Annotated in this window: 1 protein-coding gene; it reads left to right on the top strand. The window is 32.0% G+C overall.

Annotated features, from left to right (window positions below):
- Nucleotides 1-394 (top strand): hypothetical protein (locus AACQ14_RS23745; RefSeq protein WP_339366018.1); only part of this gene is annotated, 394 nt, incomplete at both ends.

The following is a 394-nucleotide window of genomic DNA, read 5'->3' as shown; positions in this document are numbered from 1 at the left end:
AACAGATGAAAATATCTAAAAATCAATTAAATGAGTGGTCTAGTGCCAAATACATAGCTGATGCAAACATCAAAGAACTGTTTAGAAAGCTAAATGAATTAGACACAGGTGAGATTACTACAAGAATAGCAGAAGGTGGTTATAGAGAAACTGGTGTATGGGAGTATTACAAGAAATATATCAAGAAGAATGAACTCTTGTACAAAGAGAAAACAGGACAAACTATAACCCCTTACGATATCTATGAATTTACCAGACTATCAGCTATGGCAGACTTGATTGATGTATATGGAGATAGTGTTTACATAACTAAGAATGAACACTTGATACAATCAAAAATATCAGAAAGTCTAGGAGTCAATGTACAAATACTGGAAAACAATGATATACTATT

It is taken from the genome of Vallitalea maricola, assembly GCF_036985595.1.
GTDB lineage: Bacteria > Bacillota > Clostridia > Lachnospirales > Vallitaleaceae > Vallitalea > Vallitalea maricola.
This window is presented reverse-complemented; position numbering and strand designations above follow the sequence as displayed.